Here is a 25217-nt window from a genome sequence, read left to right on the forward strand (position 1 = left end):
AATGGCGGCTGGTTTTGTTACTTTTGACAACGTGAGTCACGCCTACGATGGCAGCGGCAATGCTATTGAAGCGATCGATTTGAGCATCCACGAGGGTGAGTTTGTGGCCTTCGTGGGCCCATCCGGGTGTGGTAAATCCACCTTCATGAAGCTGTGTACGGGGCTGCAATCGCCTACTGGCGGCGCCATCAATGTGGACGGCGAGCCAGTGACCGGGCCGCTTAAAATATCGGGCATGGCGTTTCAGAATGCGAATCTGCTGCCCTGGCGCACCACCCTCGAAAATATCTTGCTGCCGCTGGAAATCGTTAAACCCTACCGCTATCAGTTTCGCAAACGCCGTGAAGAGTTTGTCGGTTGGGCGCGCAAGCTGCTCAAAACAGTCGGGCTTGAAGGCTATGAAGACCAGTACCCCTGGCAGCTCTCCGGTGGCATGCAGCAACGTGCGTCGATTTGCCGAGCGCTGATTCACCAGCCGCGCTTATTAATGCTCGATGAGCCGTTTGGTGCGCTGGATGCGTTTACCCGCGAAGAGCTGTGGTGCGTGCTGCGCGACCTGTGGGAAGCGCAGCGTTTCACCGTCGTGTTGGTAACCCATGACCTGCGCGAAGCGGCCTTTCTCGCCGATACCGTCTACATCATGAGCCGCCGCCCCGGCCGGGTTATCGAGCGCCGTGACATAGAGTTGCCGCGACCCCGTGCACTGGAAACCACTTATCAAAAACCCTTTATCGATCTGGTTCAGGAACTGCGAGCTCAGATTGGAGAAGTCCGTAGCAATTGATAAACGCACGCAGTACTTAATGAAAGGCGCACTTATGACGAAAAATAATCAGTTAATGGAAAGGCTGGCGCCCTGGATTGCGGTGGTTGCACTGGTAATCATCTGGGAAGTAACAGTGCGGGTATTTGACGTGCCCAGCTTTATCTTCCCCAGTGCCTTGGAGACGGCCCAAGCGCTGGTGACCTATTCCGGACCTATCGCCATACACTCCTGGCAAACCTTCTGGACCACGCTGATCGGCTTTGGTTTGGGTGTCGCCGTGGGGCTCGTGCTGGGCTTTATTATCGGCTCGTCGCGCTTTCTGTATAACGCTTGCTACCCACTATTAGTGGGCTTTAACGCTATTCCCAAAGTGGCTTTCGTGCCGATCTTAGTGGTCTGGTTTGGCATCGGTTCGGTACCGGCGATTCTCACCGCCTTTTTAATCTGCTTCTTCCCCATTGTGGTCAACGTCGCGACTGGCCTGGCGACACTGGAGCCGGAGATGGAAGACGTGCTGCGCGTACTGGGTGCTCGGCGCATGGATGTGCTTTTGAAGGTCGGTTTGCCACGTTCGCTGCCGTACTTTTTTGCCTCGCTAAAAGTGGCGATTACCTTGGCCTTCGTAGGCACGGTGGTGTCGGAAACCGTCGCTTCCAATCAAGGGATTGGCTACCTGATGATGAGCGCCGGTTCACAAATGCGCATGGGGCTGGTATTTGCCGGGCTGCTAGTGATTAGCGCCATGGCCATGGTGATGTACGAACTGTTTGCCCAATTAGAAAAACGCATGACCGCCTGGGCCCATCGTGGTCAAGGGCGTTAACTGCCGCAGCGGCAACGTATCGTTGTGGTATTGACTCGCTGGCATTGTCAGCTTTTATGAACGAGGGGAACGCATGAACTATTTATCCACAGCCGGTTTAGTCGCTGGGATGTTGATATCACCGTTTGCATCGGCTGAGAAGTTATTTTCAGACTCGAGCATCTCGCTGCTGTATAGCGATCAGTATCAAGCGTTTGGCGGGGAGGAGCGCACCGATACTTACGTGACGTTTGAGAACGTCACCGTGCACGACTGGGGTGGCACCTTTCTGTTTGTGGATCGCAATCAGGGGCGTGGCCGGGCCGATGGTGACGACGACCTGTACGGCGAATTCTCCCCGGCGTTAAGTCTTGGCTGGCTGAGCGGCGTTGATTTGCAGCGGGGTTTGCTTAAAGACGTATCGCTGGCGGGCACTTACGAATTTGGCGGCGGCACCGATGCCACCAATATCCTGACGGGCGTTAGCTTTGCCTGGGACGTGCCGGGAACTCAGTATTTCAACAGCACGTTCTATTACGTGAACAACAGTGAAATCGCCGATGACCTACAGCTGACGCTGACCTGGGGAGCGCCTTTCGAGTTGGGTGCGTCGCGCTTCTTGTTTGATGGCTACATCGATTACTCGTCGGCGGCGTCGGATCATGCCGCAGAGTTTCATTTCAATCCGCAGTTGAAACTTGATTTGGGCCACTACCGCGGCCACCCAGGCGTACTTTACGCCGGGATCGAGTACTCGTACTGGCACCATAAGTATGGCCTTGCCGACGATGTTATGGACACCGAAAGCGCCGTCAGCGCGCTGGTTAAATTCCACTTCTGATCGTCAAGGTAGCGCCGTCCAGGCGCTACCAACGATAAAGCAGCGACGCACTGGTGGTGCTGTCCGTGCGTTCGCTGGTGTCGTCGGGCGGCTGCGAGTTGTGCTTGATTTCGTGGGATAGGCGCAGCGATAGCTTTGAATTTAGCCTGGCGGTGAGCGCCGTTAGCGAGCGGGACGTCGTGTTCTGATCGGTATACTCAAGGGACATTTCCTGCTCGATATCGGCGTAGTCAGAAAATTCCCAGCGGTAATCCAGCGCGGTGTAGGTCACCATCAAGCGCTCATCGTCGTAATCGCGCAGTCGATCATGACGATAGCCAGGGCCCGCTTCCAGCGACAACGTATGGGTGTCATTCTCAAGAATCTGGCGCCCATAACCGCCAATCGCTGACAACTGCTGGTCGTAACCGGCAAAGCGATCCTTCTCCCAGCGGGCAAACCCAAATAGATAGTGTGGGCCATCTAGCTCATAGCGTTCGCGTCCTGCGACCAGGTACTGCTCGGCGCTGGTTTCGTTATCCTTACTCACATTGCGCACTTCACCACGTAAAGAGTAGGTGAATTTGCCGGTCAGCCACGTCAGCCGCGTTTTGCCAATCAGGGTTTGACTGTTGGTATTGCCTGAAAGGTGGGTAAAACCAAGCTCTGCATCACCACTGAATACGGGGGCATCTTCCTTAGGCGGTGGTGGGGCATAAAATGGGTTGGCATAGGCTGCGGTTAACCACAGTGGCCAGCAGGCCAGCAAGAGCATCCATCGAACAATTCTCGCAACAATAGCCACTACATCCCTCCTTGGTTTCGGCAATCGAGCATTATATCAGCGAACGAAGGCCTAGGTTGACGGCGATTAACGCCGTCTGCTGGCGCGTGCCATAATGGTGCGGTCATGTATTTCGAGTCTATCTATGAGTGCTACTCGCCCCCGAACACTAGCCGAGCTGCAGCGCTGGCGCCGTACCCGCGCTAGGCGCAGTTGGTACAAACGCAGCTTTCGCCTACAGGTAATGCTGCTGGTGGGGCTATTGCTGGCGGGCATGCTACTGGCACAGGGCACGTATCTCAATCTCCGCAAGGCGGAAATCATTAGCCAGCAGATGGGCGAACGGGCGCTTGCGGTGGCCAAAACGGTGGCGTCGATGCCGCAAATTATCAACGCATTTGATATCCCTAATCCCGCGTTTATTATCCAGCCGCTGGCAGAACGGGTACGCCAAGAAACAGGGGCGCGCTATGTCGTGGTAGGCAACGCCCAGAGCATCCGCTACTCCCACCCCGTGCCGGAAAGAATAGGACAACGGATGGTGGGCGGAGATAACGATCAGGCGCTGATCCATGGTCAGTTCTATGTCTCCGAGGCTACCGGTTCACTGGGCACCGCCATGCGTGGCAAAGCGCCTATCTGGGATGAAGAGGGCAATATTATTGGCCTGGTGTCCGTCGGCTTTATGATGGATCGCGTCGAGATGGACGTGGCGCGCTACAACAGCTTTGGCTGGATATTGGTGGCGCTGATGATCTGCCTAGGCTTTGCCGGTGCCTATTGGCTATCACAGCACCTTAAAAAGGTCATTCTAGGTCTGGAGCCCTACGAGATTGCGCGGCTGGCGATGGAAAAAGAGGCCATTTTGCAGTCGATCCACGAAGGCATCCTGGCGGTTAACCGCGAAGGGCATATCACTTTGGTCAACCAGCAGGCGCGGCGCTTTCTCAACTTGGATGACGAGCATGTGCTGCTGGGACAGCCCATCCGTGAGGTGGTGCCCAATTCGAGGCTGCTGGAGGTACTCCGGCGCGGTGAGCAGGAATTCGATCAGGAGATGTGGCTGGGTGATCATCCTGTTGTAGTCAACCGGGTGCCAATTTTGTACGAAGGAGAGATTGAAGGAGCGGTGGCCACCTTCCGTAGCCGTCGTGAGATAGTCGATCTCTCCCAAGCGCTAACCCAGGCCAGTCGTGACGTGGATATGCTGCGCGCCCAGGCCCATGAGTTTTCCAACAAGCTCTACACCATCTCCGGATTACTGCAGTTACAGCGCATCGAGGAAGCCTTGTCGCTGATCCATCAGGAAACCGAACGCGCCCAGGCGCAGATGAGCTTTTTAATGCGCAACGTGGCCGATGCCGTGCTTAGCGGCACGCTACTGGGTAAACTGACCCGCGCGCGGGAGCTCGGCGTGGCGCTGGAAATCGATGAGCAAAGCTCGCTCTCTTGCCCGCTAACGCCCACCGGTCAAGAGGTGATGATGAGCGTGGTGGGTAACTTGCTGGACAACGCCTGTCACGCCGCGCTGAATGGGCCGAGTGAAGAGCCCAAAGTGCGGTTATTTTTTACTGATTTGGGCGAACAGCTACTGATCGAAGTGGAAGATAACGGGCCTGGGGTACCTGCTCAGTTTGCTAAGTCAATTTTCCAGGAGGGTTTCTCGACCAAAACTGGCAAGCACCAGGGCATTGGCCTAGCGCTGGTGGCCAGGCTCTGCCGCCAGTACGGCGGCGCAGTGACGCTGGAAGAGAGTGAGCTGGGTGGCGCCTGCTTTATTGCAGTGCTCGACCGTTCGCTGTGTGCGCAGCAGTCTCAACAACAATTTCAAAAACAGTGACCACAACGGCTAGGGGGAAAGTAATGTCTGATGGGCAGTACGGCATTTTGGTCGTTGAAGACGATTTTCGCATTGCTGATATCCACAGGGCCTTTATAGAACAGAGCGACGGTTTTTATGTAGTGGGTATGGCACGCAATGGCAGCGAAGCTAAAGCGCTTATGGCGGAGCATGCCGCTAGTATCCAGTTGATTTTATTGGATGCCTACCTTCCCGACGTTGAGGGTTTAGAGCTGCTGTGGGCGATTCGCCGCGACCATGTGCATGTGGATATCGTGATGGTCACCGCAGCCCGGGAAGTGGAAACCATCAGCGAAGCGCTACGCGGTGGGGTATTTGACTATCTTATCAAGCCCATTGAGGCCGCGCGGATGACCCAGATGCTGACCCGCTTTCGTCGCGAGAGAGAGGCGTTGGCCAACCGAGTCGAGATGAACCAGGATGAGTTGGATCACGTACTGGCGCGCTTGAAGCCCGGCGAAACGCCGCGTGCTAAAACTCAAACCTTGTCTCAAGCCCTGCCCAAAGGGATTGATCGGCTGACGCTGCGCCGGGTGATCGATTCACTGGCTGGCGCCCCTGACTCGCTTACTGCCATGCAGATGGCACGCATCATGGGCGCCAGCCGCTCGACCGCGCGGCGTTATCTAGAGTTCCTGGTCGCCGAGCAGGCGGTGAGTGCCGAGCTGGGCTATGGTGATGTAGGGCGGCCCGAGCGACGCTACCGATTGTTAGAAACGGCACACAAGTGGCTAGATGCTCTATAAGTGCTGACTGTAAGCAAGTAGGCGTGAACAAAATGAACAAAATGCCCGTAAAGAACTTTTTGTCTTTTATGCGCACAAGCTTGTCGGTCAGGGTAGAGGTCTTCTAACGTTCGCGGCGTGCAGTCTCACAATAAGACGCCCCATACAACAACACTGACACGTGGAGAACGCCATGATCATTAAGCCTTCCTTTAAGTATTTAACGTTGCTGGCCCTGCCGCTAGCGGCTGTTACCACCTTTTCCAGTACCGCTTCAGCCTTCGAGCCTGAAGGTAAGGTAGAGTGCATTGCGCCATCTGACCCGGGCGGCGGCTGGGACTTTACCTGCCGCAGTGTGGGTAATGTCATGCAAGAACTTGATCTAGTGCCAGCGAATGTACAAACCATCAACATGGCTGGAGCTGGCGGCGGTGTGGCGTTTGCTCATACCGTAAGCAAGCGCGCCGGTGACGACCATCTGCTGGTGGCTGCATCTACCGCCACGACGACTCGTCTGGCTCAAGGGCAATTCCCCGGCTTGACTGCCGATCAGGTCAATTGGATCGGTGCTCTAGGGGCGGATTACGGGATTATCGCCGTGGCTGCTGATTCCGAGATTGATGATCTCAATGAACTGATGGAATCGCTCAAAGAAGACCCGCGCAGTGTTAAGTTCGCTGGCGGTAGCGCTAAGGGTGGTTGGGATCATCTTAAAGTGCTGATTGCCGCTCAAGCAGCCGATGTCGAGAACCTTCCCCGCATTGCCTACCTGTCGTACAACAATGGTGGCGAAGCGTTAACCCAGGTGATCGGTGGGCACGTGGACGCCTTTACCGGTGATATCACTGAAGCCCAAGGGTTTATGGAGTCCGGCGATTTGCGCGTGCTGGCGGTGCTTTCCGAAGAGCGTCTGCCCGGCGACCTAGCTGACATTCCCACCGCCCGTGAGCAAGGCATCGACGCCCTTGGCCCCAACTGGCGTGGCTTTTATATGCCTGCGGATGTCTCCGAAGAAGCTGAAACGTATTGGACCGATGCCATGGACACTATTTACCAGAGTGAAGAGTGGCAGAATGTTATGGCGCAGAACGGTTTGATGCCTTTCCACATGACTGCTGGTGAGTTTGAAGAGTTTGTACTCAACCAGATCAGTGACATTGAACAGCTTTCTAAAGATATCGGGTTGATTAAGTAATGACCTTTAACGACCGCATCTTTGGGGTCTTGATGATCGTCCTGGCCGTCGCGTACGGCTGGGCCGCCACTCAGTTCCCGGAACCGTTTGGTGGGGCCGAAGCCGTCGGCCCTGACACTTTTCCGAAGTTGCTGGCCGTGGTGCTGGCAATTTCCAGCCTTTATTTGATTGTACGCCCTGACCCTGACAACGCCTGGCCATGGAGCCGTACCGGTATTGAGCTGATTATCGCCGTAGTGGTGCTAATCTTTTACGCCATGCTGCTTCAGCCGCTGGGCTTCATTATTAGCACCACGTTGGCGGTGGGGACGCTTTGCTGGCGAATGGGAGCTCGCCCGACCAATGCTTACATGACTGGGGCAGTCTCGGCAGTGGTAGTGTACTTCCTGTTCAGTTTTGCACTTGATCTCGCCTTGCCGCTGGGTCTGTTGTCATTCCTGGAGATGAACTAATGGAAACTCTAGGTTATTTGATGGATGGTTTTGGCGTTGCTCTGCAGCCCCATAACCTAATGTTCGCCTTGCTGGGTGCTTTTCTAGGCACCTTGATCGGCGCCTTGCCGGGATTAGGCCCAGCCAATGGTGTGGCCATCCTGATTCCGCTGGCGTTCAGTTTGGGCCTCGCACCAGAAACCGCCCTGATTATGCTGACCTCCGTGTATGCGGGTGCCATGTACGGTGGGCGTATTTCATCGATTCTGTTGAATATTCCCGGCGATGAACCGGCCATGATGACCTGTCTTGATGGTTATCCCATGGCCCAGAAGGGCAAGGCTTCCGAGGCGCTGGCGATCTCTGCCGTGGCCTCTTTTATCGGTAGTCTAATCGCCACTATTGGTTTGATTCTGCTGGCGCCACTGCTGGCTAATTTCGCCCTGACGTTCGGTCCGGCAGAATATTTCGCGCTCTTCCTGCTGGCGTTCGCTACCTTAGGCGGCATCACCGGCAAAAACCCTATCAAAACAGTGGTTGCCGCCTGTATTGGTCTAATGATCGCTACGGTGGGTATCGACAATACCGGCGTTCAGCGCTACACCTTCGGCGTGCTTGAACTCTTTGAAGGTGTCGACTTCATTATTGCTATCGTCGGTCTGTTTGCCATTTCCGAGCTGTTGTTCTTCATTGAGGAGCGTGCTGGCGGTGGTAATGAGAAGATGAAGGTCAACAAGCTTTCTCTCTCTTGGAAGGATATCCGCGACATTCTACCCACCAGTTTCCGTGGCGGGGTGCTGGGGTTTGTTGCCGGTGTGCTACCGGGCGCCGGTGCTTCGTTGGGTAGCTTCATCAGCTATACCCTTGAAAAACGTGTGTTGGGTAAGAAAGGTTATTTTGGACAAGGCGACCCGCGCGGTGTGGCTGCTCCCGAAGCTGGCAACAACGCCGCTTCGAGCGGTGCTTTGGTTCCCATGCTAACCCTGGGTGTGCCGGGTAGTGGTACTACCGCAGTACTCTTAGCGTTGTTGATTTCGCTCAATATCACCCCTGGGCCGTTGATGTTCACCCAGAATGCCGACATCGTCTGGGGCGTGATCGCAGCGCTATTGATCGGTAACTTCTTACTGCTGATCCTTAACATTCCGTTGGTGGGCATCTTCGTCAAACTGCTGTCCGTACCACCCATGTACCTGCTGCCAATCGTCACGATGATTGCCTTCGTGGGTATCTACTCGATCAGTAACACCATCTTTGACCTCTACTTCATGGTGGCCTTTGGGGTGGGCGGTTACGTTCTGCGCAAGCTTGAGATTCCGCTGGTGCCAGTGATTCTTGGCTTGTTGCTGGGGCCTGAGATGGAGAAGAACCTGCGCCATGCCATGGATATCTCCGACGGCGACTGGATGATTCTTTGGGATAGCGGTCTGGCTATCGGCCTTTGGGTCTTTGCTGGATTGGGCTTGATCTTGCCTTATATTGTGGGTCCTCTCCTACGTCGTGGGATGAAGGGAAAAATACCCTCTTCAGGCTCGCCTGAAAGCGATTGATACTTAAGAGGTCAATCTTGAGCAACGGGGCGCCGACGAAAGTCGGCGCCCCGTTTTTATAAGTAGTACCTCTGAAAGATGGTCAGGCTTTTTTCTACTGCTTTTTGTAACTAAAGAGTAAGTATAAAGTTTCTAAATTGTATAAGACTAATCTAAGTACCGAGTTGGTGCAGTGTTTCTTATTGGTGCATTGTTAAGGTGCTCTAATAACAGCTTTGCGCTTTATATTGGTGCGTTTGACGATAATTAGGAATATTTTAAGATAACTAAGTGGCTGATTCGTTAACTATAAGTGGGCGTTGTGCCAATCTGGCGCATCCCTTGCAGGTGTTAAGGGCTAGTGGACGTATTGGGGAGCTAACACAACAACCCCAAGTACGAAGCCAACCATCAAGCCCCACTCATAAGGGGTGCAAGGAGATTAACAATGAACACTCTCAAACGCTCGACACACCCGCAACGATACCTTTCAAGTGGCCGTTTCGCCACCGCGCTACTTACCGCCGCGGTCATGGGGGCCAGCACCCAGGCCATCGCCCAAGACGATGACCCGATCAAAGTCGGTATCCTGCACTCCCTCTCTGGCACCATGGCGATTAGCGAAACTGTTCTGAAAGACACCGTCGAAATGCTTATCGAACAGCAGAATGAAGCTGGTGGTTTGCTAGGCCGTCAGTTAGAAGCCGTGGTGGTTGATCCTGCTTCCAACTGGCCGCTGTTTGCCGAACGTGCCCGTGAGCTGCTGGCCCAGGAAGAGGTTGATGTCATCTTCGGTAACTGGACCTCGGTATCGCGTAAATCGGTACTGCCCGTTGTCGAAGAGCTTAACGGTCTACTGTTCTACCCGGTGCAGTATGAAGGCGAAGAGTCTTCTGAAAACGTCTTCTACACCGGCGCGGCGCCTAACCAGCAGGCGATTCCTGCGGTTGAATACCTAATCAACGAAGTGGGTATCGAGCGCTTTGCGCTGGTGGGTACCGACTACGTCTACCCGCGCACCACCAACCGTATCCTCGAAGCGTTCCTCAAGGATGAACACGGCATCGCGGATGAGGACATCATGGTCAACTACACGCCCTTCGGTCACTCCGATTGGCAGAACATCGTGGCCGAAATTCGCCGTTTCGGTGAAGAGGGTAAACCGACCGCGGTGATCTCGACAGTGAACGGCGACGCCAACGTACCGTTCTACACCGAGCTTTCCAACCAGGGCATCGATGCTGCCGATATTCCGGTCATCGCCTTCTCCGTGGGCGAGCAGGAGCTCACCGGTATTGATACCGGGCCGCTGGTGGGCCACTTGGCTGCCTGGAACTACTTCATGAGCGTCGATAACGACGACAACTACGACTTTATCGATGCCTGGATTGAGTACACCGGCGACGATATGGCGGTGACCAACGACCCGATGGAAGCACACTACATTGGTTTCAACATGTGGGCCGAAGCGGTTCGCAAAGCGGGCACCACGGACGTCGATACCGTTAAAGACGCCATTATCGGTGTGACCGTGCCGAACCTCTCCGGCGGCTATGCGGCGATGATGCCCAACCACCACATCACCAAGCCGGTGCTGATTGGCGAAATTCAGGACAACGGCCAGTTCGACATCGTGTGGCAGACGCCGTCTACCGTGGCGGGCGATGCTTGGTCTGACTACCTGCCTGGCTCGCGTGACCTGATTGCCGATTGGCGCAAGCCGATGGAGTGCGGCAACTTCAACGTCGTGAACGGCTCGTGCGGTGGCAGCACCGCAGCAGAAGAAGCCGAAGCGGCACTCGCTGAGTAAGACATAAACTCCCTTGCCGCGCCGTGGTTCGATGGTTGGCGCGGCAAGGAGCACGCTATCTTTCCCTCTTAGATAACCGTTTTTAATAACCAAAGGAAGAACCCCATGAGGCGTTTCCTTTCCTTGGCGCTGCTCTGCTTCCTGCTGTTGGGGGCCACCCTCACCGCGCAGGCACAAACAGACACCGCTAACAACTCTGGTTCTGACAATACGGGCGCTAACGACAGTGCCGCCCTTGAATTGCTAGAAGCACTGGACGTTGAGTCTTACACCGCCAAAGGCGAAGCCATTACCGCGATTTTGCAAAGTGACGATGAGCGCGCTCGTGATTGGTTGCAGGCCTTGCTGGATGGCCGCCTACAGCGCACCGAAGACGGCCGCTTTGTACTGGTATTGGAAAACCGCGGCCGCGACTGGCCGGTAGCCGATGTACTGACCGGCGAAGCGCTGGGCGAGATGTCCCGACGTGACCTGGAGCGTATCGGCATTAACAACAACCTGCGCAATCAGCTGCGCAGTGCCATCGCGGTCGTTGACCTCTACTCGCCTAATGTGGAGCGCCGTCGCACCTCAGCCGAGCGCCTGTTAGGTGAAGTAGACGGTGAGCTGGTGCCCACGCTTGATGACTTGATCGAACAGGAAGAGGACGAGCAGGTGCGCTACCGGCTAACTCAAGCCGTGGCGATCTACCGCGCTGAAGCGGGTGAAATGGCTGGGGTTGAAGCGCTGGACGGCAGTCTTCACCCCCGCTCTCGCGTGGCGTTGAGCCGGGCAGCCAATAGCGATGATCCCATCGTCGCCAATGCCGCTGCCGCTTCCCTGGCGGGCATCGAGCAGCAGCTCAAGCTCAATCGCGGCCTGGAAACCCTCTATTTCGGCTTGAGCCTTGGTTCGGTACTGGTGCTGGCCGCCATTGGCTTGGCGATCACCTTCGGGGTCATGGGCGTGATCAACATGGCCCACGGCGAGCTGATGATGCTGGGCGCCTACACCACCTGGGCGATGCAGCAACTGCTGCCCGGCCAGCCGGGCTTGGCGTTGATTCTATCGATTCCCGCTGGCTTTATGGTTGCCGCCTTAGCAGGCGTGGCGATCGAGCGCGGCGTGATTCAGTTCCTAAAAGGCCGCCCGCTGGAGACGCTGCTAGCAACCTTTGGTATCAGCCTGATTTTGCAGCAGTTGGTGCGCACGGTGATTTCTCCACTCAACCGTACCGTCATCACCCCCGAGTGGATGAGCGGTTCATTGGTAGTGAACGATGCGCTGTCGCTGACGCTCAATCGCATGGTTGTGCTCGGCTTTGCGCTAGTGGTGTTTGCCGGCCTGATGCTGATTATGCGCCGTACACGGCTGGGGCTAGAGGTACGTGCTGTCACCCAGAACCGCGCCATGGCGCGCTCCATGGGCATTCGTGCCACTCGCGTTGATATCATGACCTTTGCGCTGGGCTCCGGTGTGGCCGGGCTTGCCGGTGTCGCGCTTTCCCAGCTTACCAACGTCGGCCCTAACTTGGGGCAGAACTACATCATCGATTCCTTCATGGTGGTGGTATTCGGCGGCGTGGGTAATCTCTGGGGCACGCTGGTGGCCGGGCTATCGCTGGGTGTCATCAACCAAGTGCTGGAACCTTGGGCAGGCGCAGTACTGGCCAAGATCATCGTGCTGGTCTTCATCATCCTATTCATTCAGAAACGCCCGCGTGGACTCTTCCCGCAGAAGGGCCGGGCTGCGGAGGGCTAAACGATGTCACTAACGACCGAATCATCGACGAATTTTTGGCTAACACGACCCTTCAGTGAACGCTCCACGCAGATATTTCTGGGTGTGCTACTGGCCGCGCTGGCGCTGGTCACACTCCTGCACGTGGCGGTGCCACCGGGGAATCCGCTGCATGTGGGTGCCTATACCGTCAACCTGTTTGGGAAGTACCTGAGTTACGCGTTGCTTGCCGTGGCGGTGGATCTGGTGTGGGGCTATTTGGGCATTTTAAGCCTGGGGCACGGCGCCTTTTTTGCCATCGGCGGCTACGCCATGGGTATGTATTTGATGCGCCAAATTGGTGACCGTGGCACCTACGGCCACCCGGTGCTGCCCGATTTTATGGTGTTCCTGAACTGGGACAGCCTGCCGTGGTTCTGGCACGGCTTCGATATGGCCTGGTTCGCCTTTGCCATGGTAATGCTGGCGCCTGGGTTGCTGGCGCTGGTCTTCGGCTTCTTGGCGTTCCGCTCACGGGTTACCGGGGTGTATCTATCGATCATTACTCAGGCGCTGACCTTTGCCTTGATGCTAGCCTTCTTCCGCAATGAAATGGGCTTTGGCGGCAATAACGGCCTGACCGATTTCCGCGAAATCGTTGGGTTTGATTTACGCAGCGACGCCACGCGGTTAGGGCTGTTCCTCGCCACTGGCGTTGCGCTGGCGCTGGGCTATATCCTCTGCCGTGCGATTGTCACCAGCAAGCTGGGCCGGGTCAGCGTGGCTACTCGCGACGCCGAAGCGCGCACGCGCTTTCTCGGCTACCGGGTCGAGCGCTTTCAACTGTTTGTGTTTGTGGTATCGGCCATGCTGGCGGGCCTGGCCGGGGCGCTTTACGTGCCACAAGTGGGGATCATCAATCCCAGCGAATTCTCGCCGATTTTCTCCATTGAGATTGTGCTGTGGGTCGCACTGGGCGGTCGCGCCACGCTGTATGGCGCGGTGATTGGCGCCATTTTGGTCAACTACGCCAAAACCATCTTTACCGGTGTCATGCCCGATGCCTGGCTGTTTGCCCTGGGCGCGATGTTCGTACTGGTCACGGTGTTTCTGCCCAAGGGGGTGGCCGGGCTGTTTCGCTATCTCAAGCGCCGTAAGCGCGAGGATCAAACGACGGATCCTGACCATCAACACACGTCCAAGGAGGCCTCCGCATGAGTTTGCTGCAATCGCTGTCCCAGCGTGACCGGGTGTTCGATTTCATGGCGCCTCAGGCCTCACCGGTGGACGTTCGCCACGGGCCGATTCTTTACATGGAAGATGTCACCGTCAGCTTCGATGGCTTTAAAGCCATCAATAATCTCAACCTGACTATCAACGACGGTGAGCTGCGCTGCATTATCGGCCCCAACGGGGCGGGCAAAACCACCATGATGGATATCATCACCGGCAAAACCCGACCCAATAGCGGCAGCGTATGGTTCGGCAGCCGCCACAACCTGCTGCATATGAACGAGCCCGATATCGCCAGCCTGGGCATTGGCCGCAAGTTTCAAAAGCCGACGGTATTCGAAGCGCTCTCGGTGTTTGAAAACCTGGAATTGGCCATGGCCGCCGACAAGCGTATTTTCCCCACCCTAACTGCCCGCATGACCGGCGAGATCAAAGACCGCATCGATGAAGTGCTGGAAACCACAGGCCTGACGGCGCTCCGCCATCAGCCTGCGGGCATTCTTTCCCACGGCCAGAAGCAGTGGCTGGAGATTGGCATGCTGCTGATGCAACGCCCGCGTCTACTACTGGTGGATGAACCGGTGGCGGGTATGACCGAGCAAGAGATGGAGCGCACCGCCGAGCTGCTCACCGGCCTGGCAGGCAAGCAGTCGGTGGTGGTGGTGGAACACGATATGGGTTTTGTGCGTTCGATTGCTCGCCAAGTGACCGTGCTGCACCAAGGCAGCGTGCTGGCGGAAGGCACCATGGATCAAGTCTCCAATGACCCTAAAGTGATCGAGGTCTATCTGGGTGCCGATGACGAGGAGGCCGCCTAATGCTAGCCATTGAAAAGCTCAACCAGTTCTACGGCGAAAGCCACACCCTGTGGGATTTAGACCTTGAAGTGCCCGCCGGGCAGTGCACCTGCGTGATGGGGCGCAACGGCGTGGGTAAAACCACGCTGCTGAAAGCCGTAATGGGTGAAGTGGTGGTCAAAAGCGGTGAGCTGCGCTACACCGCCGAGACTGGCGAGATCCAACTGACTAAAAAAGCCATTGAAGCGCGCTCGCGGTTGGGGATTGGCTACGTGCCCCAAGGGCGGCAGATATTTCCGCTGCTGACTGTAGAGGAGAATTTGCGCACCGGCCTTGCCGCCCGCAGCGACGGGCTGAAAAAGATTCCCGAGCGGGTCTACGAGTTGTTCCCAGTGCTCAAGGAGATGAAAAACCGCCGTGGCGGTGATCTATCCGGTGGTCAACAGCAGCAGTTGGCTATTGGCCGTGCGCTGGTGATTGAGCCCAAGCTACTGATTTTGGACGAACCGGGGGAGGGCATTCAGCCCAATATCGTCGCCCAGATTGGGCAGGTGATTCGCCAGTTGATCAACGAGGATGGTTTAACCGTATTGCTGGTGGAGCAGAAGCTACCCTTCGCCCGCAAGTACGCTGACCGCTTTGTAATTATGGATCGCGGCCGTCCAGTCGCTAAAGGCGAGATCGGTGAGCTCTCCAATGAGCTGATCAAGCAGCACTTGACGGTTTGAGTTATCCACACCCGGTTACCGCCTGCCTGGCCAAGCGTTTGTCGAAAGGCGGTCGCTTTTTTGCGCGCAGATGAGCCGTGTTTCCAAAAGCTGGGCTTCAAATGTTGGGCGGCGGCTCCACCGGCGCCTGACGTGCCCGTTGGCGTTTGACCAGTTGGGTAATTACGCCGTAGCGTGGCCCTGCCAGAAAGGCGAGGATCAGGAATACGCCGGTCATGACGGCCATCATGCCGCCAATGGAGACGTTGAGATACACGGCGAGGTAGTAGCCAGAAATACTCGAGGCGATAGAAATTAGCGCACCGATGATAAACATCATCCACAGCCGGTCGGTCAGCAAATAGGCGGCGGAGGCGGGAACAATAGCAAAGGCGATAAACAGTACTGCACCCACTGCATCAAAGGCCGCCACGGCAGTGGAGCTTGTTAGCATGAGCAGCACATAGAAAAGAATCGAGGGCATAAAACCGAACGTTTTGGCCAGCGCCGGATCGAAGGTGGCCAGCTTCAGCTCCTTATAAAAGAGCCCGATAAACGCGTAGTTGAGCACCGTCATCACACTCATCGATACCAGCGCCTGGGGGATGGGCAGGCCGAAGATGTCGAGGGTATCCAGCCAGACAAAACCGATCTCACCGAGCAGCACAGTATGCGTGTCGATATGCACATCATTGGCATAAATATTCAATAGCAGCACGCCGATCGAGAATAGGGCCGGGAAGACCAGCCCGATAGCGGTATCCTGCTTGACCCGTTTGGTGCTCGCCAAGGCTTCGGTGAGCAGGACGGTCAACAGCCCGGTGAGGGCGGCCCCGATCAATTGTACCGGCCCGCTCTGCTGCTTGGTCAGCAGCCAGACGATAACGATGCCAAACACAATCGAATGGCTGATTGCGTCGGATAACATGCTGTTGCCGCGCAGCACTAAAAAGGTGCCCACCGCCGAGGAGGCGATGCCTACCATCGCGCCCACTAGTATAATGGGCAGGGCAGTTGTGGTCAGTAGCTCTGCCATCATGATGCTAATTCCTCAAAGGCCGCGACCACTCTTCTAGCCTCCGCCTGGCCCTGTGCCGTTAGCCCCCAGCCGCCGTCGCTTGGGGTAGCACCGCGTAGAGAGCGGGTTAGGTAGCCTTGCTGCTTAAGCTTGTTGAACATCCGGCGTGACCCAAGTGTTGAGGAAGCGCGTGAGGGATCGGCCGAGTGTTTGTACAGCGCATAAAGCAGCTGCTGTTGCTGCAGCGCTGACTTCTGGCGATAGTGCTTTATCATGCCCCATAGCAGGCCACGTCCAGGTGCCAATGCCAACGATATAAGCACGATGGCGGTTGCGGTAAGGACAATCAGCGGGCCGGTTGCCAGGCCACGCGACAGGGTGCTGATGGTCGCCCCTGAAACACCACTGACAATACCGACGCCTGCGGCGATGGTGAGCATGCCGCCTAGGTGGCGGCTCCATTGTCGCGCGGCGGCCGCGGGTGCCACGATCATGGCGGCCATCAAAATCACACCGACCATCTGCAGGCCGACCACGACCGCTAGCGCAACCATAGCGGTGAGCGATGCTTCAATCACGGTGGTAGGCATGCCGAGCGTGCGGGCGTACTCCGCATCAAAGGTGACCAGCTTGGCCTGTTTCCAGAAGGCGGCAAGCAGCAGCAGCGTGACCAGCGTAATGCTGCCCATCACCCATAAATCGGAGCGCAGCGTCGCGGCGGCCTGGCCGAACAGAAAGGCCTCAAGACCACCCTGAGAGGCGTTATTGGTGCCCTGGATATAGGTGAGCAGCACAATGCCCACGGCAAAAAAGATGCTCAGGCAGGCGCCCAGACCTGCGTCGGTTTTGAGGCGGCTCAAACGCGTCAGCATCAGCATGATCAGCGCGGCGGCGGAACCGGTGATCAGTGAGCCAATAATGATCCCGCCAATATCGCGGCTACCGGTGATAATAAAGCTTAAGCAGATGCCGGGAAGGGCGGCGTGGGAGATTGCGTCTCCCAGCAGGCTTTGGCGACGCAGCACCGCAAAACAGCCCAGCGGGCCGCTAATCAGCCCCAGCAGTGAGGCGCCAATGACGACATTCTGAAAGGTGTAGTCAGATAAAAGCTCAAGCCACGCCATGGGTTACTTCACCTTTGAGGCGGAAAACATTAACGATTCATTGTCATCAAGTAGCGCGATTTGGCCGCCGTAAGCTTGGCGTAGGTGATCGATCTTGAACACCTCCTCGGCCTTGCCGCTGGCGATGACCCGCACGTTGAGTAGCAGTAGCCAGTCAAAGTAGGTGCGAACCGTTTGCAGATCATGGTGGACCACAATCAGCGTCTTGCCCGCATCGCGCAGGCGGCGCAGGATATCGATAATGGCCCGCTCGGTGGTGGCATCGACGCCCGCCATGGGTTCATCAAGAAAATACACATCGGCTTGCTGCACCAGCGCACGGGCTAAAAATACGCGCTGCTGCTGGCCACCTGAGAGTTGGCTGATCTGGCGCTCAGCAAAGGCACTCATACCGACCATCTCAAGTGCTTCCTGCGCCTCATGGCGCTCTTTGCGCCCCGGTCTTTTGAGCCAACCTAAACGCCCATAAAGCCCCATGGTGACCACATCCAGTGCAGTGGTGGGAAAATCCCAGTCAACGCTTGAGCGCTGGGGCACGTAGCCCACCCGTTTACGCTGCGTGGCGTAGGGTCGCCCATGCACCATCACCTCTCCTGACAACGACGGCACCAGCCCCAGCAGGCTTTTGATCAACGTGCTCTTGCCCGCCCCGTTAGGGCCAACAATGCCCGCCATTACACCGGCGGGGATATCCAGATCGATATCCCAAAGCACGGGCTGGTTATGGTAGCTCACCGTCAGGTTTTTAATGCTCAGAGCGGTGTCTGTAAGGTCGGATGTCGCCATGGATGCACTGCCTTATCGAATGCTTATTGAGTGAGTTGCCACTCGCTGGCCCAGTCATCCAGTGCCTTTGGCAGCGGCGCCAAGGAACCGCCTAGCGCCTCGACAATGTGCTGGGTGTTACGGTAGATCATGCCCATATAGGTACCATCTACCGTGCCTTCATCGCCCATGGCGTCGGAATAAAGCTGGCCGCCGATGGTCACATCATGGCCTTGCTGCCTTGCGGCATCGATCACTGCCTGAATGGTGCGCGGGTTGATGGTGCTCTCGACAAATATGGCGGGCACGTTACGGGCAACAACGCTATCCGCCATGCTGCGAATATCGGCGATCCCGGTTTCGGTTTCGGTACTGATGCCCTGAATCCCTTCTACCTCAATGTCATAGGCACGGCCAAAGTAGCTGAAAGCGTCGTGGGCGGTGACGAGAATACGCTGCTCTTCGGGGATGCTGGCAATGCTCTCTTTAACCCAGTCATGCAAGGCTAGTAACTGAGCTTGATAACGCTCGGTATTGGTTTCAATCGTCGTGGCGCACTCAGGGCGTGCTTCGCTAAATGCATCGCTCAGGGTGGGCAGTGTTTGGGCCCATAAAGAGACATCCATCCACAGGTGGGGGTCGACCCCGTAGACATCCTGAGCGGTGATCAACGACGCCGGATCAATGGAAGCGGGCGCCACGGCAAGCGTGGGTGTTCGTGCCGAGAAATTCTCCAGCACGCTCCCCAGCTGTCCTTCCAATGAGTAGCCTGAATAGAGAATGTGTTCGGCGCCCCGCAGCAAGGCTACGTCGCTAGCGCTTGCCTGATACAGATGGGGGTCTACGCCGGGGCCCATCATGGCTTCCACATTAACGCATTCGCCGCCTACTTCCTGCGCTACATCTGCAATCATCCCAATCGTTGCCACCACGTTTAAGGGCGTTTTATCGGCAGTTGCCAATGCACTTAAAGGAAGCGTACCCAATAGAATCACGGCATATTTTGTTGCCATTATGTAGCTCCAGACTCGTCATGAGGTAGATGGGTTAAAATTGCTTTGTGTAAACTGATTGTCTTAATGAAAGAAGTATAGCCTTGGCTAAGTTTGTGACGCTACTCATGCAATGTCAAGCGGATAACAGACGCTGAGGTGAGCTGAAAAGGGTTTCTGAGTATTGCGGGAATAAACGTAAGACGGGCTATTAACGCGCCTTTGGAATCTGCTAAGAACTGTTTAAGTTACCCACACCCGGTTCAAAGTCTTGGATCGGGTTGAAATGGCAGTGCCTCGGCTGTTGCCATGGCTTGCTCGAATAAGGGGTGGGCCGGGTTGAGCATGTAGTTAAGCTCTCTTGGTACCACCACACTGGGCAGCGCCAGCGCTAAACTCTGGCCAGATGCCAGCCAGCCATCGCCTAGATCAGCCGTTTCAGCAGGCGCGGGCGCTTCCTGCCAGTTTTCGGGTAAATCCTCTACGCCAACGCTGAGAATGCTCTCGGTGGGTAGCGTCAGGCGCAGTAGCGCATAGGCGTTGAGCAGTCGATAGCTTTCCAGATGCACCATGATTTCCAGCAGCGCCAACGACTCGGAGCTTGCCACATACACACAGGCATTGCCTGGGCTGTTCCAGCGCCCTCCGTAAAGCCGTGCACCCTCGCCATCAAACGCGCTCTCCTGAAACTTGCGCTTCACCAGCCGGTAAGCGGTGACCTCGCTCATACCGACACCCCGTGCTCCAACCGCCCGATCAGGTTCAGTACCGTTTGATACTCCGCCGAGGTGGCACTCATTTCGACGGGGCGGCGCCCGCCTAGCCCGGCATTGGGTTTGAGCAGCCAGGCACGGGCGCCCTCCGCGTCACCCTCGAACAGGTCCAGCGCTGCCTTGAAAAGCTCGGCAAAGCGATACAGCCGATCACTCTCTGCCATCTTGAAACGGCCCGACTTGGCGCGACGGCTTAGCGTGGCGGAAGGGATATCCACATAGCGCGCCAGCGCCTTCTGCTCAATACCTGACACCTTAGCAAGCTGGGGGTAAACACGATATTCCACGCCTGCATGTAGCAATTCATGCAGCTTACGGCCGCGAGCAGGAAGACCAACCTGCTGCCAATAGCCAGAGGCCACGGCTTTAGTGGGCTGATATTGAGTGAAATGGATATCCATAGTGTTTTCCATTTGATGTCTTTTTATCTATCAAATGATATACAGGTTGATGACACATTCGTCAAGAGCACGAATAGTGGCGCCCTTGCATGGTGCTTTTAAGTGCAATTCCGCCCCTTTTTGGTGCATTTTTTTAGTTTGTGCAGCTAACAAAACGCAGTGTTAGTTTTATGAATGGCACTGCACTCTGCTTTTCACCATTTTGGCGCATTAATTGCACTCATTAGCGAATGGCTTACTGACAGGAAGCGATAGCTAATTATGATGCTATGCGATATCGCAAAATCTCCCCTTGCCTCCGGCCACCGCTTTGACCAGGGCCGCCACTGGGCGGCATCGCTAGATCTGCGGTTTGCCCAGCGCGATGGCGTTACCCGCATGGTGCAGGCGCGCCACCAGGGGCCGCTGCGGGTGCAGCGGCCGTTCTACCCAGAAGGGCGCGGTGAGGCGTGCCATGTGTACGTGCTGCATCCACCGGGCGGTTTGGTCAGCGGCGATGCGCTCACCATTAACGCCCATGTCGAGGGTGGTGCCCATGCGCTACTCACAACGCCTGCCGCCAATAAACTCTACAAAGCCGACAGCCAGGGCGTGGCGTGGGCTCAGTACACCCGGTTAAGCGTTGAAGATGGCGCCACTCTGGAATGGCTGCCCCAGGAGACTATCGCCTTTGATGGCTCCAAGGGCGAGCAGCGCACCCAAATTGATCTTCACGGCAGTGCCCGATGCCTGGGCTGGGAAGTGATGGCGCTGGGCCGCCCCGCCAGCGACTTACCCTATGTTTCTGGACGCATTGAGCAGCACTTCCGCTTAACCCTGGACGGCAAGCCGCTGTGGTTAGAGCGCCAACCGTTAGACCCACTTCACCCACGCTTTGCTGGGCGCTGGGGGCAGGGTGGCGCCACGGTGCAGGCCACGCTCTGGGCGGTGGGGATTGCCGACGCGCCTGCGGCGATTGAAGCCTTGCGTGAAGCGCTGCCGGATAACGCACGCTGGGCGGTGACCGTCCGCCATGGCGTGCTGCTATTACGCTACTTAGGTAACGCGCGTAATGAAGCCTGGGCATTATGCGAACAGGCTTGGCAACTTTTGCGCCCCCTATGGATCGAGCGAGACGCCCACACACCGCGTATTTGGTTAACCTAATCGAATAGATTGCTGGAGAAACGCCCCATGGAATTAACCCCAAGAGACAAAGACAAGCTGCTTCTTTTTTCCGCTGCTCAACTGGCCGAGCGACGTAAGGCACGCGGGTTGAAGCTGAATTACCCCGAAGCGGTGGCGCTGATTAGCTTCGAGATTATGGAAGGCGCCCGGGATGGCCGCAGTGTGGCTGATTTGATGAGCTACGGCCGCGAGATTCTTAGCCGTGACGATGTGATGGAGGGCGTCGCCGAGATGGTCGACGAAGTGCAGGTCGAAGCCACTTTCCCCGACGGCACCAAGCTGGTCACTGTCCACACACCTATCAACTAGTTGTCAGCAACCAGGAGAGCATCATGATTCCCGGCCCAATGGTTCCAGGACAGTACCAATTAAAAGAGGGTGATATTGAGCTGTGTGTGGGGCGTGAGCGAATTAGTGTCGAAGTGGCCAATACAGGCGACCGCCCGATTCAGATCGGCTCCCACTACCACTTCGCCGAAGCCAACCCAGCGCTGGTGTTCGATCGCGACAAATCCCGAGGCTTTCGCCTGGATGTGGCCGCCGGCACAGCGATTCGCTTTGAGCCCGGCCAAACCCGGGAAGTCACGCTGATTCCCTTTGTGGGTAAGCGCGAAATTTACGGCTTCCGGGGTGATGTGATGGGCGCGCTAGAGGGGGATAAACAATGAAGCCGACCAACAAGATCAGCCGGCAAGCCTACGCCGATATGTACGGCCCCACGGTGGGCGATCGCGTTCGTCTGGGCGATACCGAGCTGTGGATCGAAGTCGAGAAAGACGCCACCCATTATGGTGATGAAGTGAAGTTCGGTGGCGGCAAGGTCATCCGCGACGGCATGGGCCAAAGCCAGCGCGCTGACGACACGGTGATGGATACGGTAATCACCAATGCGCTGATTCTGGACTGGTGGGGCATCGTCAAAGCCGACGTGGGTATTCAGAAAGGTCGCATCGCCGCGATTGGCAAGGCGGGTAACCCCGACGTACAGCCCGATGTGGAGATCGTGATTGGCCCCGGTACCGAAATCATTTCCGGCGAAGGCAAGATCTTGACTGCAGGCGGCATCGACTCTCACATCCACTTTATCTGCCCCCAGCAGGTCGAAGAAGCGCTGATGAGCGGTGTGACCACCATGCTCGGCGGTGGCACCGGCCCGGCGACAGGTTCCAACGCCACCACCTGCACGCCAGGCGCTTGGCACATTGGCAAAATGCTCCAGGCGGTGGACGACCTGCCGATGAATATTGGCCTGCTAGGCAAAGGTAATGCCAGCCTGCCGGAAGCACTGGAAGCGCAGCTAGAAGCGGGCGCCATGGGCCTCAAGCTGCACGAAGACTGGGGCACCACACCCGCCTCGATCAATAACTGCCTGAACGTGGCGGATGCCTACGATGTGCAGGTGGCGATCCACACCGATACCCTGAACGAATCAGGCTTTGTGGAAGATACCCTGGCCGCGTTCAAAGAGCGCTGCATTCACACCTATCACACCGAAGGCGCGGGCGGCGGTCACGCACCGGATATTCTCACCGCCTGTTCCAAACCCTACGTACTGCCATCGTCGACTAACCCAACGCGGCCCTACACGGTCAATACCATCGACGAACACCTCGATATGTTGATGGTGTGTCACCACCTTGACCCCAATATCCCCGAAGACGTGGCCTTTGCCGATTCGCGCATTCGCCGTGAAACCATCGCCGCGGAAGATATTCTGCATGACCTGGGCGTGATCTCGATGATCGCTTCGGATTCCCAGGCCATGGGGCGGGTCGGTGAAGTGGTCTGCCGTACTTGGCAAACGGCGCATAAAATGAAGGTGCAGCGCGGCTTCTTACCAGAAGACGAAGCCCTAGGCGCCGACAACCTGCGCGCCAAGCGCTATATCGCCAAGTACACCATCAATCCGGCGATCACTCACGGCATCGCCCATGAAGTGGGTTCCATCGAAGTCGGTAAACTGGCGGATCTAGTGCTGTGGAAACCGGCCTTCTTTGGCGTGAAACCGGCGATGATGATCAAAGGCGGCATGATTGCGGCAGCGCCCATGGGCGACCCCAATGCTTCGATTCCCACGCCGCAGCCGGTGCATTACCGCTATATGTTTGGTGCCTTTGGCCGCGCAGCGAGCCAAACCCGGCTCAGCTTTGTCAGCCAGGCCGCTTTGGATGCAGGCATAAAAGAGACCTTGGGGCTAAACAGCGAACTAGCGGCGTGTAAAAACGTGCGCCAAGTGCGCAAACAGGATATGAAGCTCAACGACGCCTGCCCCGACTTGACCGTCGACCCGCAAACCTACGAAGTGCGCTGCGATGGCGAAATTTTAACCTGCGAGCCCGCCACCGAACTCCCGCTGGCTCAGCGGTACCACTTGTTTTGATTGAGGCTATTCCATTAGGTAGAAGTGACGGGGGTAGGCCGTAGAGAGGGTCTTTTGCCATGGATGGCAAAAGTAGCGTACAGGGAGGTATTCACAGCGCCCTCTCGTAGGTCTACCCGCGGCACAGCCGCAGAGATAGCGAAGGGACGATAGCAATGCTAAAACTGATAGAACGTTTAGGACCAGTGGAGGAGAGCGCCGCTAGCGACACGCTGACGCTGCCCTTTGAGCTGCGCATTCGCGGGCGCTTAAAAGCCCAAAGCGATAGTGGCCGCGAGCTGGGTCTATTTCTGGATCGCGGTCCGGTATTGCGCAGCGGCGAAGGCCTGAAAGCCGAAAGCGGCGAAGTCGTGCGTATCCGCGCGGCAGTGGAGCCGGTGGTTACCGCGCGAGTGAGTACTGGCTTACCCCTGGCGCGACTGGCTTATCATCTGGGCAATCGCCACGTACAGCTGGCGCTGGGTGAAGATGAAAAAGGCGGCTGGGTGCGCTTCCCGCCGGATCACGTGCTGGAAGAACTCGCCGAGCTACTGGGTGCCGAACTAGAGCACCACAACGCCACGTTTGACCCTGAACCGGGCGCTTATAACCAAGTGGGCGGCGGGCATTCACATTCCCACGGTCATGGCCATTCTCACGATCATTCACACGACCACGCACACGATCATGACCACACGCATGAGCACCACCATGCACACTGAGCTTACCGCATTAGAAGGCCAAAGCGACGAACTGGCGCTGCTGGGGCTGATGCAACTGGTAAGCCCCGCGCTGCCGATTGGTGCCTTTGCGTTTTCTCAAGGGCTGGAAAGCGCCTTCGAGCTGGACTGGGTGCGCGATGAAGCGAGCCTTGCCGAGTGGTTAAGCGGCGTACTGGAAGATGGCCTAACCCGCTGCGAGCTGCCCGTGCTGGCGCGGCTGCATGAAGCATTCAACCAAGCGGATAGCTCATCGATTGCCGCATGGGATGAGTGGCTATCGGCCACCCGGGAAACCGCCGAGCTGGCCGCTGAAGACAGCCGCCTAGGCGCCTCGCTTAAACGACTGCTGGGCAGCTTGGAGTTATTGCCAAACGATCAGCAAATGCCAAGTGAAGACTTACTAACGCCTTTGCTACCGCCCCAGGCAGGCTATGTGACGCTGTTTGCCTATACGGCTCACTTGCGTGGTGTCTCTGTGCGCCAAACCCTGCTGGGCTTTGCCTGGGCGTGGCTAGAGAACCAGTTGGCGGTGGCCTGTAAAGCGCTACCGCTGGGGCACACCGCCGCCCAGCGCGTGATCGAGCAACTGCGCCCAGCCTTGGTGGATGCCGTTAACCAAGCGCTAGCGCTGGAAGATGATGACCTAGGCCCGGTGCTGCCCGGCTTGGCCCTGGCCAGTGCGTTACACGAAACGCAATATTCGCGCCTGTTTAGAAGTTAAAAAGCTCATAAATTGAA

Annotated in this window: 26 protein-coding genes; 19 read left to right on the top strand and 7 right to left on the bottom strand. The window is 56.8% G+C overall.

From position 1 onward, the window contains the following. Position 1 precedes the first annotated feature (1 nt). The 3 genes from V8L71_RS05930 (at position 2) to V8L71_RS05940 (ending at position 2409) form a co-directional block, all read left to right on the top strand. Positions 2–784 (top strand): ABC transporter ATP-binding protein, encoded by a 783-nt coding sequence (locus V8L71_RS05930; protein WP_336273491.1) that lies wholly within the window; start codon positions 2–4, stop codon positions 782–784. A 34-nt stretch (positions 785–818) separates the two neighbouring features. Next, a complete protein-coding gene (locus V8L71_RS05935) occupies positions 819–1589 on the top strand; it encodes an ABC transporter permease (RefSeq protein WP_336273492.1) in 771 nt (256 codons plus the stop codon). 73 nt (positions 1590–1662) lie between these two features. Continuing rightward, positions 1663–2409 carry an outer membrane protein OmpK gene (locus V8L71_RS05940; protein WP_336273493.1) on the top strand — a complete coding sequence of 249 codons (747 nt, stop codon included), beginning with the start codon at positions 1663–1665 and terminating at the stop codon, positions 2407–2409. Positions 2410–2434: 25 nt separating this feature from the next. Here V8L71_RS05940 and V8L71_RS05945 read toward each other — a convergent pair whose 3' ends face one another. Next, a complete protein-coding gene (locus V8L71_RS05945; RefSeq protein ID WP_101146933.1) occupies positions 2435–3163 on the bottom strand; it encodes a DUF481 domain-containing protein in 729 nt (242 codons plus the stop codon). A 154-nt stretch (positions 3164–3317) separates the two neighbouring features. On the opposite strand from V8L71_RS05945, the gene V8L71_RS05950 reads away from it, so the two are divergent. The 10 genes from V8L71_RS05950 (at position 3318) to urtE (ending at position 15179) form a co-directional block, all read left to right on the top strand. Beyond that, positions 3318–5012, top strand: a complete 1695-nt coding sequence (locus V8L71_RS05950) for an ATP-binding protein (protein WP_336273494.1) — start codon at positions 3318–3320, stop codon at positions 5010–5012. A gap of 23 nt (positions 5013–5035) precedes the next feature. Then, the gene (locus V8L71_RS05955) at positions 5036–5779 is read left to right on the top strand and encodes a response regulator (RefSeq protein WP_336273495.1); all 744 of its coding nucleotides are present in this window, start codon (positions 5036–5038) and stop codon (positions 5777–5779) included. 172 nt (positions 5780–5951) lie between these two features. Continuing rightward, positions 5952–6953 carry a Bug family tripartite tricarboxylate transporter substrate binding protein gene (locus tag V8L71_RS05960; RefSeq protein ID WP_336273496.1) on the top strand — a complete coding sequence of 334 codons (1002 nt, stop codon included), beginning with the start codon at positions 5952–5954 and terminating at the stop codon, positions 6951–6953. After that, positions 6953–7405, top strand: coding sequence for a tripartite tricarboxylate transporter TctB family protein (locus V8L71_RS05965; RefSeq protein ID WP_336273497.1), 453 nt, complete (start codon positions 6953–6955; stop codon positions 7403–7405). The genes V8L71_RS05960 and V8L71_RS05965 overlap by 1 nt, the downstream gene beginning before the upstream one ends. Then, positions 7405–8934, top strand: a complete 1530-nt coding sequence (locus V8L71_RS05970; RefSeq protein WP_336273498.1) for a tripartite tricarboxylate transporter permease — start codon at positions 7405–7407, stop codon at positions 8932–8934. Before V8L71_RS05965 ends, V8L71_RS05970 begins: the two co-directional genes overlap by 1 nt. A 427-nt stretch (positions 8935–9361) precedes the next feature. Then, positions 9362–10723 carry an urea ABC transporter substrate-binding protein gene (gene urtA / locus V8L71_RS05975; protein ID WP_336273499.1) on the top strand — a complete coding sequence of 454 codons (1362 nt, stop codon included), beginning with the start codon at positions 9362–9364 and terminating at the stop codon, positions 10721–10723. Between the two features lie 105 nt (positions 10724–10828). Beyond that, positions 10829–12463 carry an urea ABC transporter permease subunit UrtB gene (urtB, locus tag V8L71_RS05980; protein WP_176303901.1) on the top strand — a complete coding sequence of 545 codons (1635 nt, stop codon included), beginning with the start codon at positions 10829–10831 and terminating at the stop codon, positions 12461–12463. 3 nt (positions 12464–12466) lie between these two features. After that, complete coding sequence (gene urtC / locus V8L71_RS05985) at positions 12467–13639, top strand: urea ABC transporter permease subunit UrtC (RefSeq protein ID WP_336273500.1); 1173 nt, start codon at positions 12467–12469, stop codon at positions 13637–13639. Continuing rightward, the gene (urtD, locus tag V8L71_RS05990) at positions 13636–14472 is read left to right on the top strand and encodes an urea ABC transporter ATP-binding protein UrtD (protein ID WP_336273501.1); all 837 of its coding nucleotides are present in this window, start codon (positions 13636–13638) and stop codon (positions 14470–14472) included. The genes urtC and urtD overlap by 4 nt, the downstream gene beginning before the upstream one ends. Beyond that, complete coding sequence (gene urtE, locus V8L71_RS05995) at positions 14472–15179, top strand: urea ABC transporter ATP-binding subunit UrtE (protein WP_336273502.1); 708 nt, start codon at positions 14472–14474, stop codon at positions 15177–15179. Before urtD ends, urtE begins: the two co-directional genes overlap by 1 nt. Before the next feature lie 97 nt (positions 15180–15276). Here the strand turns inward: urtE and V8L71_RS06000 are convergent, their stop codons facing one another. The 6 genes from V8L71_RS06000 to V8L71_RS06025 all read right to left on the bottom strand — a co-directional run bounded on the left by V8L71_RS06000 (position 15277) and on the right by V8L71_RS06025 (position 20231). Beyond that, complete coding sequence (locus tag V8L71_RS06000; RefSeq protein ID WP_336273503.1) at positions 15277–16197, bottom strand: metal ABC transporter permease; 921 nt, start codon at positions 16195–16197, stop codon at positions 15277–15279. Beyond that, the gene (locus V8L71_RS06005; protein ID WP_336273504.1) at positions 16194–17300 is read right to left on the bottom strand and encodes a metal ABC transporter permease; all 1107 of its coding nucleotides are present in this window, start codon (positions 17298–17300) and stop codon (positions 16194–16196) included. The genes V8L71_RS06000 and V8L71_RS06005 overlap by 4 nt, the downstream gene beginning before the upstream one ends. 3 nt (positions 17301–17303) lie before the next feature. Then, positions 17304–18086 carry a metal ABC transporter ATP-binding protein gene (locus V8L71_RS06010; protein ID WP_101146820.1) on the bottom strand — a complete coding sequence of 261 codons (783 nt, stop codon included), beginning with the start codon at positions 18084–18086 and terminating at the stop codon, positions 17304–17306. A gap of 23 nt (positions 18087–18109) precedes the next feature. Next, positions 18110–19078: a metal ABC transporter solute-binding protein, Zn/Mn family gene (locus V8L71_RS06015; protein ID WP_336273505.1), complete on the bottom strand. Its 969-nt coding sequence runs from the start codon at positions 19076–19078 to the stop codon at positions 18110–18112. Positions 19079–19320: 242 nt separating this feature from the next. Next, positions 19321–19785 carry an RES family NAD+ phosphorylase gene (locus V8L71_RS06020; protein WP_336273506.1) on the bottom strand — a complete coding sequence of 155 codons (465 nt, stop codon included), beginning with the start codon at positions 19783–19785 and terminating at the stop codon, positions 19321–19323. After that, a complete protein-coding gene (locus tag V8L71_RS06025; protein ID WP_336273507.1) occupies positions 19782–20231 on the bottom strand; it encodes an Xre family toxin-antitoxin system antitoxin in 450 nt (149 codons plus the stop codon). Before V8L71_RS06025 ends, V8L71_RS06020 begins: the two co-directional genes overlap by 4 nt. Positions 20232–20492: 261 nt before the next feature. Here V8L71_RS06025 and V8L71_RS06030 point away from each other — a divergent pair, with 261 nt between their 5' ends. From V8L71_RS06030 to V8L71_RS06055, 6 genes are all read left to right on the top strand, one after another. Then, the gene (locus V8L71_RS06030) at positions 20493–21377 is read left to right on the top strand and encodes an urease accessory protein UreD (protein WP_336273508.1); all 885 of its coding nucleotides are present in this window, start codon (positions 20493–20495) and stop codon (positions 21375–21377) included. 27 nt (positions 21378–21404) lie between these two features. Continuing rightward, positions 21405–21707, top strand: coding sequence for an urease subunit gamma (ureA, locus tag V8L71_RS06035; protein WP_066320888.1), 303 nt, complete (start codon positions 21405–21407; stop codon positions 21705–21707). Between the two features lie 38 nt (positions 21708–21745). Then, positions 21746–22066, top strand: a complete 321-nt coding sequence (locus V8L71_RS06040) for an urease subunit beta (RefSeq protein ID WP_101146931.1) — start codon at positions 21746–21748, stop codon at positions 22064–22066. Next, a complete protein-coding gene (gene ureC, locus V8L71_RS06045; protein ID WP_336269380.1) occupies positions 22063–23778 on the top strand; it encodes an urease subunit alpha in 1716 nt (571 codons plus the stop codon). The genes V8L71_RS06040 and ureC overlap by 4 nt, the downstream gene beginning before the upstream one ends. Positions 23779–23933: 155 nt before the next feature. Beyond that, entirely contained in the window at positions 23934–24479 is a 546-nt protein-coding gene (ureE, locus tag V8L71_RS06050; RefSeq protein ID WP_336273509.1) for an urease accessory protein UreE, read from the top strand. Continuing rightward, entirely contained in the window at positions 24457–25200 is a 744-nt protein-coding gene (locus V8L71_RS06055; RefSeq protein WP_336273510.1) for an urease accessory protein UreF, read from the top strand. The genes ureE and V8L71_RS06055 overlap by 23 nt, the downstream gene beginning before the upstream one ends. Positions 25201–25217: the final 17 nt, after the last annotated feature.

Origin of the sequence: Vreelandella indica, assembly GCF_037070225.1 — a bacterium.
Lineage (GTDB): Bacteria > Pseudomonadota > Gammaproteobacteria > Pseudomonadales > Halomonadaceae > Vreelandella > Vreelandella arctica.